The following is a 12,850-nucleotide window of genomic DNA, read 5'->3' on the forward strand; positions in this document are numbered from 1 at the left end:
CGGGGGCTTCCTCCTCGATGCGGACAGGCAGACATCGGAACTCATGGCCGAACAGGCAACCCGCCTTACGAACAGGCGAGCCACCGGGATTCCCCCGGCGGCTGCGGCGGCCTTTATTTGTCGATGCGCAGCACCGCCATGAACGCTTCCTGCGGCACTTCCACGCTTCCGACCTGTTTCATTCGCTTTTTGCCTTCCTTCTGCTTCTCCAGCAGTTTCCGTTTCCGGGTGATGTCCCCGCCGTAACATTTCGCGAGGACGTTTTTCCGCATCGCCTTGACCGTCTCCCGGGCGATGACCCGCGAACCGATCGACGCCTGGATCGGCACTTCGAACATTTGCCGCGGAATGAGATCCTTCAGCTTTTCGCAGACGGCCTTCCCGCGCTGGTACGCGCGATCGCGGTGCACGATGACCGACAGCGCGTCCACCACTTCGTTGTTGAGCAGAATGTCCATCTTGACCAGGTTCGACTTCTTGTATCCGGACAGCTCGTAGTCGAACGAAGCGTAGCCGCGCGTGCTCGACTTGAGCTGGTCGAAGAAGTCGTAGACGATTTCGGACAGCGGGAGCTCGTAGGTCAGCGTCACGCGGGACGTGTCGAGGTACTCCATGTTGACGAACTCGCCGCGCCGGCTTTGGCACAGCTCCATGATCGCCCCGACGTAGTCGTTCGGCACGATGATCGACGCCTTGACGTACGGCTCCTCGACATAGTCGATTTTGCCCGATTCCGGATAGTTCGACGGGTTGTCGATCTCGAGCGTCTGGCCGTTCGTCAGCTTCACCCGGTAGACGACGCTCGGCGCCGTCGTGATGAGCGGAATGTTGAACTCCCGCTCGATCCGCTCCTGGATGATCTCCATGTGCAGCAGCCCGAGAAAACCGCAGCGGAAACCGAAGCCGAGTGCGGACGATGTCTCCGGTTCATAGCGCAGCGAAGCGTCGTTCAGCTCCAGCTTCTCGAGCGCCTCGCGCAGATCGTTGTAATCCTGCGTGTCGATCGGGTAAAGCCCGCAGAACACCATCGGATTGATTCGCCGGTATCCCGGGAGCGGCTCCGCGGCCGGGCGCTTCGCGTCGGTGATCGTGTCGCCGACCCGCGTATCCTTGACGTTCTTGATGCCGGCCACGACGAAGCCGACATCGCCGACGGACAGTTCGTCGACGATCGTCATCCGCGGCTTGAACGTGCCGACTTCGATGACTTCGAATTCGGCGCCCGTCGCCATGAAACGGATCCGCTTGCCGGCCCGGATGCTGCCGTCCACGACCCGGACATAGACGATGACGCCTTTGTACGCATCGTAGTGGGAGTCGAATATGAGCGCCTTCAACGGAGCGTCCGGATCACCCTGCGGCGCCGGCACCTTCGTGACGATCTGTTCCAGAATCTCTTTGATGCCGATGCCCGCCTTCGCGGACGCGAGCACCGCATCACTGGCGTCGAGACCGATCACGTCCTCGATCTCCCGCTTGACCCGTTCCGGATCGGCGCTCGGCAGGTCGATTTTGTTGATGACCGGCAATATTTCAAGATTGTTGTCGAGCGCGAGATACACGTTCGCCAGCGTCTGCGCCTCGATCCCCTGCGCGGCGTCGACGACGAGCAGCGCGCCTTCGCAGGCGGCCAGGCTGCGCGACACTTCATACGTGAAGTCGACGTGGCCGGGCGTGTCGATCAGGTGCAGAATGTACTCCTGACCGTCGTCGGCGCGGTAGCTCAGGCGGACGGCCTGCAGCTTGATCGTGATGCCGCGTTCCCGTTCGAGGTCCATGTTGTCGAGGACCTGATCCTGCATTTCCCGCGACGAGAGCACGCCGGTATATTCGAGAATGCGATCGGCCAGCGTCGATTTTCCGTGGTCGATATGGGCGATAATGCAGAAATTGCGGATGTTCCGCTGCTTCGATAGAGCGTCCGTCATGCAGTTCCTCCAACAAGAGCATGAATGCCGTTCGATCTCCTATTATATCAGCAGCGGGAGCCCGGCATCAATGCGCGATGTCGGCGGCGTCATTTCGTCACGGACTCGAACAGCGACACGATCAGGCGGATTCCGCCCTTCGCCACGGATTGCAGCAGGCCGGCCGTGCCGTCGGCAAGCCTGCTCACGGCTCCGCCGCCCTCCGCGGCACCCTCGTAAGAATATCCGTAGCCGTCATTGCCGTCAGGCAGCGCGCCGACATCGTCCCTTTCCGGATCGATTCCCGCCCCGGATTCGCCGTATGCGCCGGACCACGGGTCGTACGGATCCGGCTGCGCCGCCGCCGTACCGCGCTTCCCCGCCGGGTACGGATCGCCGTATTCATGGCCGTTGCCGCTTCCCGTTCCGGCTCGGTCTGCCGCCTGCTGTTCAAGCGGACCGTACACGTCTTCCATGCCGTCCGATGACAGCTCGATGCCGTACAGGACGAAAAATGCGATCACTGCGCCAAGCAGCGTGTACTGCCAGGGCTTGCGCATCCCTGCCTCCCCCTTCCTCCGGACTTATTCCGCTCCGGCGTTCGTCTCCACCGCATTCCGGTACAATTCGGCGATCACCTCGGCCAGCGCGTCGGCTGTCCGGTAGCATTCCTCCAATGTATTTTCGATGCCGCCGATCTCGATGAGCAGACTGTTCGGCGACAGCGACTGGTTGTATTCCCCGTTGCCGTTTGAGGAGTCCTTGCCCCAAATGCCCCGCGAAATGCCGGGGTACCGCTCTTCCAGCAGCCGGTGAATGTCCGCCGCGAACGCTTCGTTCTTGCGCCAGTCGGGATTTCCTTTGCCGATGATAAAGTAAACCTGCGCATAGTCCTTCCCATTGATCGTCGCCGTCGTGTAGCCGCGCGGCTGCGAATCGCGGTGGATATCGAACAGATACATCAGACTGTCGTGCTCGGCCATCGCTTCGAGTACCGTCTCTTTTGAATATTTATAGGATAGTTCCCAACGGTAGTCCTCAATCGCCGTGACGTAGTCGACATCGGCGTGGATCGCGCCGATGCCGGCTTCCTCCAGCCGCTGCGCGAGCCGTTTGCCGACGAGCGTGATGTTGATCTCGTCCGACTCGGCGTTCTTCACGCCGTCTCCGAGTTCCGGCAGCCAGGATTCGCGGTTGTGGGAGTGATAGATGAGGGCGACTTTCCGCTTCGTCTCCGTTGGCGCTGCGGGCTTCTCGGGCGATGCGGGCTGCTCGGGCGCCGCCTGCCCGCCGTTCGGCGCGGCACCGCCGCCGGCCGCTTCATCCGGATCCGTTCCGTCCGCCTGCTTGCCCGGCGGATCGGACGTCTCCGGCTTCTGAGCGTCATCATGCTCATCGCCGTCCGGTGCCGGGAGCGGCGGATGATCTTCCGGGCCGGTGACATGCTCGCCGACGCTTCCCCGCCGAAGCAGCACGGCGCGGCTCGTTTCCAGTCCCGGCATTTCGCTGGCGAGCAGGCTGCGGGGTTGATGCGGATTGATGCCCGTGATGAAACGGATAAGGAACGACGCCGCCCGTCTGCCGTCGAAACCGGTTCGGGATTCGGAAGACTTGAACGACGGAAGTTCCATGCCGGCCATTTCCCCCAGCACACCATCCGGAAGCGAAGCCGCCGCGCCGTTCATCGCCGGCCAGTCGGCTGCGGATGACGAATGAAAGGCCATGCCGGCCAGGCCGGCCGCAACGAATGCGACGAAAGTGCAGACAGACAGCAGAACGAACGTGCGCCACTGCACCAGCAATCTGCGCAGCGCTTCGGAAGTCCGCGGCGCATGCCATTGAACCGTAATCCGTTTCATTGAATGCTCCTCCCCATCGGCTGCAGCAAGTGCCGTATCTTGCTATCAGTCTATGAGAGAGTCGCGGATCATAGAACGGAAGAAAAGCGGAGAAAAATAGAATGGAAGAATGAAGGGGAAAAAGAAAACCGGCGCTGTCAGCGGGTGTAAGCGCCGGTGTTGTCCATGTTGACCGCTTCGTGCAGCGCGGCGTTCAAACCGCTGGCGATGATGTTGGCGATATCTTCAATGAAGGAATCGACTTCCTTCGGCGTGACGAGCAGATCATGCCCCATCGGCTGGAGCACTTCCTTCACGAGCTGCAGCCGCTCCTCGCCCGAGATGGCATGAAGCATGCCGAGAATGGGCGCCGCGTTGTCCGTCTGTCTGCGAAAATGCTCCGCCATCAGTTCGATGCAGTTGTTCACGATGGTTGACGCATAGACGACGGTGGGGACGCCGATCGCAATGACCGGCACGCCGATAATCTCGCGCGTGAGACCCTTGCGCTTGTTGCCGATGCCGGAGCCGGGATGGATGCCCGTATCGGCGATCTGGATCGTCGTGTTGACCCGTTCCACCGCCTTCGAAGCCAGCGCGTCGATGGCGATGATCAGGTCGGGTTTCGTCTGCGCGGCGATGCCGAACACGATATCGCTGGACTCGATGCCGGTAATGCCGAGCACGCCGGGCGCGACCGCGCTGACGGGACGGTAGCCCGGCGCCACCTGATCCGGCATCAGTTCGAACAGGTGGCGGGTGACCAGCGTATTCTCGACGACAAGCGGCCCGAGGGCGTCCGCGGTCACATTCCAGTTGCCGAGCCCGACGATCAGCGTCTTCGCGTTCCGGTTGACGCCGACCCGCTCGAGAAACGCCTCAAATTCGCGCGCGAACACTTCGGCGACGCGGTCCTGCAGTTCCGTATCCCGGTTTCTCAGTCCCGGCACCTCGAGGGTGACGTAACGTCCGACCATTTTGCCGATGGCCTTCGCTCCCTCTTCGTTGTCGACGCTCATCCGCGTGATCGTGATGCCGTCTTCGGTGACCGTCTCCGTCGTGATGCCGGTCAGGCGGCCGTCCTTGCCCGACTGGGCCATTTCTTTCGCTTCCAGCGCCAGGTCGGTGCGGATGTCGTATTGGCGCAATTCGATGTCGTGCATGGCAGCGCATTCCTCCAATGTTCGGATCAGCCTTATTGTTCAGCGGCGGACGGTGTTTTATGCAGGCGCAAATCAAGGGATCATGTCCGGGCGTCTTGCGCATTCGGCGATGCGTTCCCGCTCTTGCATTTTCAAGGACTGCATGATAGAATATTTCAAGTTGACTCAAGATGAGGAATGGCTTGTTGTCCGGGAGGTGAACCGAGTGCCGAACATTAAATCCGCCATCAAGCGCGTGAAGACGAGCGAGAAGCGCCGTGCCCTGAACGCGTCCCAGAAATCCGCGCTTCGCACGGCCGTCAAGGCAGCCGACACGGCAATCGCAGCCGCTGACCTCGAAGCTGCAAAGGCCGCTGTCGCCCTTGCTTCGAAGAAGCTGGACAAGGCCGTCACGAAGGGCCTGATCCACAAGAACAAAGCTGCACGCAAAAAATCCCGCCTGGCCCAAAAGCTGAACGCGCTGCAAGCGCAGCAGGCTTGAAGCCGCGACAAATGAACGCCCGCCCGATCCGTCCGGATCAGGCGGGCTTTGTCATGTTGTTTAAGGGACCGGCGGTCGCGCTGTCTTATGCGCGCGCGGGCTGTTTCCGCCATGCGCCGGACTGCAGCAAATACAGTTCCAGGCCGAGCTCCTTGTCGATCTGCCCGGTTTTCATGCGGTAATCGAGCTCGGCGATCTCGCGGAGCCGCTCGGCCAGCCGCTCCTCCGGCCAGGAGCGCGCCTTCTCCGCCGCCAGCCGGACGGCGTACGGATGCAGGCCGAGCTGACCGGCAATCTGCTGGTTCGGCCAGGAGCGTGCCGACAGCTCCTTGACCTGCAGCATGATCCGGAACTGGCGCGCAATCAGCGCCGCGATCCGGATCGGCTCTTCCTTCCGTTCGAGCAATTGCCGGTACAGCGAAACGGCTCGTCCGGTATCGCCTTCCGCCAGCGCGTCGACGAGCGCGAAGACGTCATCCTCCAGCACGGGCGCGGTAAGCGACTCGACATGCTCCCGCAGGATGGTCCCCCCCGTTCCGGCATACAGGCACAGCTTGTCCGTCTCGGCGGCCAGCGTCTGCAGATTGGCGCCCGCCCGGCGGATCAGCGCTTCCGCGGTCGCCTCATCGATCGCGCGCCCCTGGGACGCGGCACGCCGCACGACCCACCGGACCAGATCCCGGCCATCGAGCTCGGCGAATTCGATGACCGCATCCATCTCCTTCAGCAGCTTGACCGCTTTGCGCCGCTCATCCAGCTTGTCGCTGTGCACGACGAACAGCAGGACGCTCGTCTCGCTCGGCTTGCGCAAGTAGGCGATCAGCCGGTCGACATCATGCTGCAGCCGCCCGTCTTTGCCGCCGGCGGCGAGCACGGTCTCATCGCGCACGACAACCAGCTTGCGGCTGACGAAGAACGGCATCGCGTCCGCCTCCTCAACCGCGGCTTCCACCGGCGTCTCCGACGTGTCAAATTTGAAAAGGCCGAGCTCCCGCCCGTCTTCGCCGAGCAGCTTGTCCGCCGTGAACGCGACGAACTCCTGCATCCGGTAACGATCCCGCCCGAACACCGCGTAGACCGGCCGGAACCGGCCCTCATTCATCTCTTTCGCCGCTGCGCCAGGATTCATGTAGCCTCCGTTTCCATTCTTCCGCCGTGACGAAGGGATGAAACCTTGCGGCTTCATCCCTCCGCCCTTGATCTATGTCAACACCAGCGGGAAGATCCATGGCTCTCCCCGCGGATGGTCGGACCGATTGAAACTCTCTCGGTCCGCCTCAACTTATCTTACGCAGGCGGCGGAAGAATTGTGCATCGACTTCACATGATTCGTTATTCCTTCGTCTCCGTGCCGTCGGCGGGATTGATCCGATAGATCTCGCCTGCGCCGTCCTCGCGCCGGATTTCGTACCGGAAGAACGCTCCGTCCTCCGACCAGCCCATCGCGGCAATCGAACCCTGCCGCTCTTCGCTCTCAAACCGCGTGTTCCCGTCCCGGTCATAGATGATGACGCGGGATTCGGAAAACACGGCAATGTAGGAGCCGTCGGGAGACACCGACTCTACCGGACCGAACGCCGGCTCTTCCGTGAAGCCGGCAACGCCCATCTGAACGTCATCTTCCGGTGATTCTATACCGCCGTTGACACCTTGAAGCACCGCCGGCGGCGCCATGCGGACGTCTCCCTCGCCGGAGCCGGCATCCGCGTCCGTTGCGCTGTCGCCGGAACGGCCGGCCGAACCGGGCGAAGATTCCATTGCCTGTCCGGACTGATCCCGGACTTCGGTGAGATGAAAGGACTTCTTCATCGACACATCGGATCCATCCTGCGCATCGGGCGAATCGGCAGCGGCATCCATCATGAGCATGGATTCGGACGATCCGGACGAGGCCGATTCCTTTGCGGCGCGGTCGCCGGAGAAGCTGTCCGAGAGCCTGTCGGGATCGTAGGTTGCGAAGAAAATGCCCGCCACGACCCCGGCTGCGACAACGCCGCTCAGAATGCGCAGGGAGAACCGGTTGTTCCGGCGGCGCGGCGCCGTCCTCGCCGGGCTTCCGGCCGAACCTGCGAGCTCTGCCGCTCCGGCGTCCGCGCTTGCCGCGGCTTTGACCCGGTCGATCTCGTCGAGCTTCGGCAAAATGGCGTCCACGAGGCTGATCGGCGGCGTCACTTTCGGCAAGCTCTCCAGTTCGGCCGACAGCCGCTTCAGGCGCTCGAACATGGCCGCACATTCCGCGCACTGCCGGATGTGCTCGCGCGCTTTCGCGGACTCGAATTCGCCGAGATCGCCGTCGAGCTCGCGCTGCATATATTCCATCACCTCTTGACAGTTCATCCCCGGACACCGCCTTTCTGATAATCTCGGAGCAGGACCTGCAGCTGTTGTCTTGCCCGGAACAGGTACGATTTCACCGTGTTGAGCGGCAGATCCAACGAATCGGCGATCTCGTTATAAGAGAAGTCCTGCAAATACCTCAGCACGACGACCGCGCGGTGATGTTCGGGCAGGCGGTCGATCGCTTCGCGGATATCCTTCGCCGCATAGGCCGCCATGACCTCGCCTTCGACCGAATCCCTGCCTTCAAACACCATCTCGTGTTCTTCGATGGAAACGGTCGGCTTGTTCCGGCGGAACTTGTCGATGCAGATATTCGTCACAATGCGCTGCACCCAGGTTTTGAATTGCGCTTTCTCTTCATAGGAGCCGATTTTCGTATAAATGCGGATCAAGGCCTCCTGCGCAGCGTCCATCGCATCCTGTTCGTTGCCGACAAGATAATAGGCAGTTCGGTAAACATGCGTCTCGATTTCGCGCAAAAGCGTGATGAGAGCTTCGCGGTCGCCCTCCCGGGCGGCACGGATCAGCGACGGCTCTACCACGAGGATCCCCCTCTCTTGCACCCTCTCAAACGAAACGATCCGCAAAAATGTTGCAGACCGCGCGCGAAAAAGGGTGGAATTTCGTTCGGCTTCATTCCTCTCCCCGGCCCGTTCCGCGGCCGGGCTCCTTCCGTCCACCCCCAAGCATAGCAGAAATCCGGTAGACCGTATACCGGAGCAAGCTGCTAACTGTGATTTTCCAGCTGCCCGCCGGCGGCTGTTCGGACCGAAAGCGCGCCGCCCGCGATCCGGTATTGCGTCTCGCCGTTCAGATCCGTCCGGCGGACCTGCGCGCCGACGGCCGCAATCCGGCCGAGCGTGTCGGGATGCGGGTGGCCGTACACATTGTTCCGGCCGGCGGAGATGACCGCCTCCCGCGGACGCCAGTAATCCAGCCATTCGGCGGCAGTCGAATGGCGGCTGCCGTGGTGCGCGATCTTCATCACATCGATGTCTGCGCCTGTTTCCTGCCGCCGGGCGATGATCACCCGCTCTTCGGCAACGCCGATATCGCCCGGGAGCAGAAACGTGAACCCTTCGAGCGCCAGCTGCAGGACGACGCTTCGTCCGTTCTGATCCCGCATGACCGGCATCCGGCCGTCCGATGTGAGCGGCTCGGCGGCCGGCCAGAGCACCGTCAGTTCGGTGCCGTCGTCCAGCCTGTAAGGTGCAAGCCCGCTGTGCGCGGCGATCAGCCTGAGGCCCCGCGCATCCGCCAGCCTGAGCAGCGCTTCCCCGTCCTCCTTGCCGGACAGCGTGCCGTTCCAGAGCAGCGCCTTCGCCGGGATCGCCTTGAGCACGGCGGAGAGCCCGCCGATATGGTCGGTATCGAGATGGGAAGCGACGACCAGGTCCAGCCGGCGGACGCCGCGCTTCATGAGCAGCGGCACGACCACGTCTTTGCCGACGTCGTACGGGTCGAGGCGCCGGCGCCATTCATCGCCCGGCTTCTCGAACCGCAGCGTGCCGCCGCCGTCCACGAGAATATGGCGGCCGGTGGGCGTGCGGATCAGCACCGCGTCGCCCTGCCCGACGTCAAGGAACGAGACGATTGCCGACCGGTCGAAGCGGTCGGGTTGATAGGCATACGCGAGCAGCAGCACGGCCGCGGCTGCCGGCAGGATGATCCGGGCCCGCATCCGCCGCCGGCCCGCCGGATTGAAGCGCGGTTCGGCGTGCGGGCGGCCGGGAGCGGCGTGCAGGTCGAGCGTCTCCGTCTCCTGCCCGCCTTCCGAGGTTTTCTCCCGTTCGCTTGAACGATCAGGCAGCCGGGATGCGATCAGCAGCAAAGCGCCGTACCAGGCCAGTATCCACCAGAGCGGCGGCGAAGACCAGATCGTCGCCAGCTCCAGCCGTTCGGCAAGCTTCTCCACGAGCCTGAACGTGGCGTCGTTCGCCGCCTCCGCCGCCCGGGCGAGCAGCCGGCCCGCGTCCGGCCAGAGGAACGAAATGAGCAGCGCAACCGTGCCGAGCGGCAGAATGACGAAACTGATGAACGGCACGAGGATGGCGTTCGCGGGAAGCGACAGCAGGTGAAACCGGTTGAAATAAAAAACGGTGAGCGGAAATGACACGGCTTGCGCGACGACGGTGACGACCAGCAGATCGGCGACCGCCCGTCCGCGCTTGAGCGGCGGCAGCGCGCGCCTGACCGGCGGCACGAGCGCGATCAGGCCGGCCGTCACGGCGAACGAGAGCTGGAACGCGATGTCGGAGAGATAATACGGATCGTACAGCAGCATGGCCAGCGCGGCGGCGGCCAGCAGGTTCATGCCGTCCTTCAGCCGGTTCATCCGCGCCGCGGCAAGGCCGAGCATCGCCATCAGCCCGGCCCGCACGACGGACGGCGACGCGCCGGTCAGCAGCACATAGAACGGAACGGCGGCCGCCGTCAATTCCAGCGTCGTCTCCCGCGGCAGCCTGACCAGGCGGAGCAGGAAACCGACGCCGAGCAGAAAGACGCCGACATGGAGTCCGGAAATGGCGAGAATGTGGGTAAGTCCGAGCTCCGCGAACCCGGCGTACAGCTCCGGGTCGAGCTGCTCGCGCACCCCGAGCACCAGTCCGTTCATGTAGCCGGATTGCCTGCCGGAAAACAGCGATTCCATCCGCCCGGCCAGCGACTCGCGCAGCCGGTCCATGGCGCGCAGCACGGTCAGCCCCGCGCCGCCGCCGCGGCCGAGCGGCTCCAGGCTGTCCGCCGACTTCGCTTCCAGCAACCAATGAATCCGGTGTCTGTACAGGTAGGCGCGGTAATCGAATCCGCCGAAATTGACAGCTTCGCCGGGCCGTTCCAGCACGCCGGAGACGGCGGCCCGGTCGCCCCGCCGCCATCGGGAAGCCGTCTCAAGCTCGGCTTCTTCCTTGAGCCTGATCCGCACCTGCACCCGTTCGCCGCGCAGCTCCCGGGGCTCCCCGCCGCCGAAAGCGGCAGATTCGAGCCTGGCGCGGAACATGACGCGGTCGCCGTCAATCCGGGGAACGGAATCGATGGTCAGCACAGCTTCGACGGCGGCGGGCGGTTCACCCGCCTCGGCGGCTTCGGCCAGTTCGGCCAGTTCGGTCACATTGCGCTCGTCGGTCCAGACGCGGTGAACCGCGGCAAGCGCGTACGCGAGCGCGCAGGCCGCGGCCGTCCGCGGGCCGATCCCGCGCACCAGCGCAAGGGCGGCCAGCGCGGCCGCAAGCGACAGGCCGGCCAGCAGCACGCCCGCGCGGCCGAACGTCGCGGCCGACGCGCCGCCCGCGATCCAGCATGCCGCGAATGCGGCAAGCGGCCTCCGGAACAAGGCATCTCCCTCCCTTACCAAAGAAAAAACCTCCGTGCGTGATTCACACGCACGGAGGTGCTTCCTCCGGACGATTCCGTTCAATTGTCGTTGATGCCGCCCGCGGCCTGCGCCGGCGGTTCATAGGACGCCAGCGGCCGGAAGATGATGCCTTTCTGGCTCATCAGCCGGCTGACTTTGTCCGCGTCCTTCGGATAGGGGCGATGGTAGACGATCTCGGTGACGCCGCTGTTCGCCAGCATGTTGGCGCATGTCCAGCACGGCTGATCGGTGACGTACACCGTCGAACCTTCGCGGTCGATCCGGTCGGTGAACAGCAGCAGATTCTGCTCCGCGTGGATCGTCCGGATGCAGCGCTCCTTCTTGACGACCCGCTCCTCGCCGTCCACGATCTCGACCTCGTACTGCTCCGCGATCATGCATCCCGCCTCGGAGCAGTCCGGCACTCCCATCGGCGCACCGTTGTACGCGGTTCCGAGCAGCTTCTTGCCCTGCACGAGCACGGCGCCAACCCTGCGCCTCAGACAGCGCGAGCGCGTCGACACCATGTAGGCGATGTCCATGAAATAGGTATCCCAATCCTTGCGCACGATTGCGGTCTGCGACATCCCTTGCACCGTTCCTTTCGCGTCCGGCTTGACGTCCGGCATCCGTCTCCGACACCCATTGTCGCACATCCGCCGATTTGCGGCAACCGGCCGAAGCCAGCATCGACCACAACGGTGTATTACTGTACCACTGTCCTGGGAACACTCGGTGAGGCCGCTTTGTGGCGCCAGGGTTCGAATACACTGTACATCGCTTGAGGTTTCAGCATCGTTCAAAGTGTCAGCGCTCACGTAATTTGTTGGCGGAGGAATCACCGTCAATGGCGTGAGCACTTGCGCGTCAGGCACGTCATCGTTCTGGGAGTTCTACCCGCCAATCATCCCTCTGAAAGAAAAAATACTCGGCCAATATGCATTTCTTCTACAACGTCGGCATCTTTCCCTTCTGCCTCGAAAAGCGCCTGGCTGCAAATCTGGTTCACGACACGCGGAATGCCTTGGCTTGCGGCATATAACATCTGGATTGCGCTCTCTGAAAAGACCGGACGCTGAAATCCAGCCGCCTCCAGATGGTGACGCACGTAGCCGGCTGTTTCTTCACGATTCATTCCGCCAAGGTGGTACTGGATCCCAATGCGCTGGCTAATCGCTTCATACTTCTTTTACCGCAGTTTCCTCCTCAACTCCGGTTGTCCCGAGAGCAACACCGGAAACAAGGATCGAGAGTCCATCTGGTGGCTCATCACAAATCGCAGTTCCAGCAGCATCGCTTCGTTCATCTCATGTGCCTCATCAATCACAATCACGCCCCCGCGCTCTGCTTGCGCTTCCCGCCTCGCGATGACCTCGGCTGTAGACAGATTGTAATATGAAGTGGATTCGGCGCAAGCCGGATATGCTGGTATCGGCCGGAGCCGACCACATTGCCGGGCACCCGGATCACCGACCGGCGAATCGTTTGGACTTCGCACCGCTTGAGCGACTCCGGCATCAGCGTCTGCTTGAACCAGACCATCACGTTGTAGGCAATGGCTTTGATCCAACTGAACAGCAGGTTCCGGAGCAGGGAATGCTGGCTGTTCTGTTCCACCGCATAACCTTCTTTCAATTCATCAATGCGATTCTCGATGTTGGCCCGCTTGTTGTACGAGCGAAGCAGCGGCAAAGGCTTGAGATCGGCATTCGTGACGATGGCTTGGAAGGAATAGGTCGTAAGTGCCATCGTCAATTGGTCATCGGTTG

The 12,850-nt window shown here is 62.7% G+C and carries 12 protein-coding genes and 1 pseudogene; 1 reads left to right on the plus strand and 12 read right to left on the minus strand.

Annotation, left to right across the window (positions count from 1 at the left end):
- Positions 1 to 113: 113 nt before the first annotated feature.
- The 4 genes from lepA to gpr form a co-directional block, all read right to left on the minus strand.
- Positions 114 to 1,928 carry a translation elongation factor 4 gene (lepA, locus tag C6W55_RS14205; RefSeq protein WP_286893360.1) on the minus strand — a complete coding sequence of 605 codons (1,815 nt, stop codon included), beginning with the start codon at positions 1,926 to 1,928 and terminating at the stop codon, positions 114 to 116.
- An 89-nt stretch (positions 1,929 to 2,017) separates the two neighbouring features.
- The gene (locus tag C6W55_RS14210; protein WP_015255262.1) at positions 2,018 to 2,467 is read right to left on the minus strand and encodes a hypothetical protein; all 450 of its coding nucleotides are present in this window, start codon (positions 2,465 to 2,467) and stop codon (positions 2,018 to 2,020) included.
- Positions 2,468 to 2,491: 24 nt separating this feature from the next.
- Complete coding sequence (gene spoIIP / locus C6W55_RS14215) at positions 2,492 to 3,766, minus strand: stage II sporulation protein P (RefSeq protein ID WP_286893362.1); 1,275 nt, start codon at positions 3,764 to 3,766, stop codon at positions 2,492 to 2,494.
- A 137-nt stretch (positions 3,767 to 3,903) separates the two neighbouring features.
- A complete protein-coding gene (gene gpr / locus C6W55_RS14220) occupies positions 3,904 to 4,908 on the minus strand; it encodes a GPR endopeptidase (protein ID WP_286893363.1) in 1,005 nt (334 codons plus the stop codon).
- Positions 4,909 to 5,113: 205 nt separating this feature from the next.
- Between gpr and rpsT the strand changes: the two genes are divergently transcribed.
- A complete protein-coding gene (gene rpsT / locus C6W55_RS14225; protein WP_041854409.1) occupies positions 5,114 to 5,389 on the plus strand; it encodes a 30S ribosomal protein S20 in 276 nt (91 codons plus the stop codon).
- Positions 5,390 to 5,474: 85 nt separating this feature from the next.
- Here the strand turns inward: rpsT and holA are convergent, their stop codons facing one another.
- From holA to C6W55_RS14265, 8 genes and pseudogenes are all read right to left on the minus strand, one after another.
- Positions 5,475 to 6,518, minus strand: coding sequence for a DNA polymerase III subunit delta (gene holA / locus C6W55_RS14230; RefSeq protein WP_286893365.1), 1,044 nt, complete (start codon positions 6,516 to 6,518; stop codon positions 5,475 to 5,477).
- Positions 6,519 to 6,721: 203 nt separating this feature from the next.
- Complete coding sequence (locus C6W55_RS14235) at positions 6,722 to 7,726, minus strand: zf-HC2 domain-containing protein (protein ID WP_286893367.1); 1,005 nt, start codon at positions 7,724 to 7,726, stop codon at positions 6,722 to 6,724.
- A complete protein-coding gene (locus C6W55_RS14240) occupies positions 7,723 to 8,271 on the minus strand; it encodes an RNA polymerase sigma factor (RefSeq protein WP_015255268.1) in 549 nt (182 codons plus the stop codon). Before C6W55_RS14240 ends, C6W55_RS14235 begins: the two co-directional genes overlap by 4 nt.
- A 185-nt stretch (positions 8,272 to 8,456) precedes the next feature.
- A complete protein-coding gene (locus C6W55_RS14245) occupies positions 8,457 to 11,060 on the minus strand; it encodes a ComEC/Rec2 family competence protein (RefSeq protein ID WP_286893371.1) in 2,604 nt (867 codons plus the stop codon).
- An 80-nt stretch (positions 11,061 to 11,140) separates the two neighbouring features.
- Complete coding sequence (locus C6W55_RS14250; RefSeq protein WP_286893378.1) at positions 11,141 to 11,668, minus strand: deoxycytidylate deaminase; 528 nt, start codon at positions 11,666 to 11,668, stop codon at positions 11,141 to 11,143.
- Positions 11,669 to 11,985: 317 nt separating this feature from the next.
- On the minus strand, positions 11,986 to 12,216 hold the full coding sequence (locus C6W55_RS14255; protein WP_286893373.1) for an AAA family ATPase: 231 nt from the start codon (positions 12,214 to 12,216) through the stop codon (positions 11,986 to 11,988).
- A 54-nt stretch (positions 12,217 to 12,270) separates the two neighbouring features.
- A complete protein-coding gene (locus C6W55_RS14260) occupies positions 12,271 to 12,387 on the minus strand; it encodes a hypothetical protein (RefSeq protein WP_286893375.1) in 117 nt (38 codons plus the stop codon).
- Between the two features lie 95 nt (positions 12,388 to 12,482).
- A pseudogene (locus C6W55_RS14265) lies at positions 12,483 to 12,850 on the minus strand (transposase); the annotation flags it as partial.

The sequence above is a fragment of the Thermobacillus sp. genome (genome assembly GCF_003390775.1).
Lineage (GTDB): Bacteria > Bacillota > Bacilli > Paenibacillales > Paenibacillaceae > Thermobacillus > Thermobacillus xylanilyticus.

Coding starts and splice junctions, on each gene's coding strand:
- lepA (WP_286893360.1), bottom strand. CDS start 1,928: ATGACGGACGCTCTATCGAAGCAGCGGAACATCCGCAATTTCTGCATT.
- C6W55_RS14250 (WP_286893378.1), bottom strand. CDS start 11,668: ATGTCGCAGACCGCAATCGTGCGCAAGGATTGGGATACCTATTTCATG.
- C6W55_RS14210 (WP_015255262.1), bottom strand. CDS start 2,467: ATGCGCAAGCCCTGGCAGTACACGCTGCTTGGCGCAGTGATCGCATTT.
- C6W55_RS14260 (WP_286893375.1), bottom strand. CDS start 12,387: ATGAACGAAGCGATGCTGCTGGAACTGCGATTTGTGATGAGCCACCAG.
- gpr (WP_286893363.1), bottom strand. CDS start 4,908: ATGCACGACATCGAATTGCGCCAATACGACATCCGCACCGACCTGGCG.
- spoIIP (WP_286893362.1), bottom strand. CDS start 3,766: ATGAAACGGATTACGGTTCAATGGCATGCGCCGCGGACTTCCGAAGCG.
- C6W55_RS14255 (WP_286893373.1), bottom strand. CDS start 12,216: ATGAATCGTGAAGAAACAGCCGGCTACGTGCGTCACCATCTGGAGGCG.
- holA (WP_286893365.1), bottom strand. CDS start 6,518: ATGAATCCTGGCGCAGCGGCGAAAGAGATGAATGAGGGCCGGTTCCGG.
- C6W55_RS14235 (WP_286893367.1), bottom strand. CDS start 7,726: ATGAACTGTCAAGAGGTGATGGAATATATGCAGCGCGAGCTCGACGGC.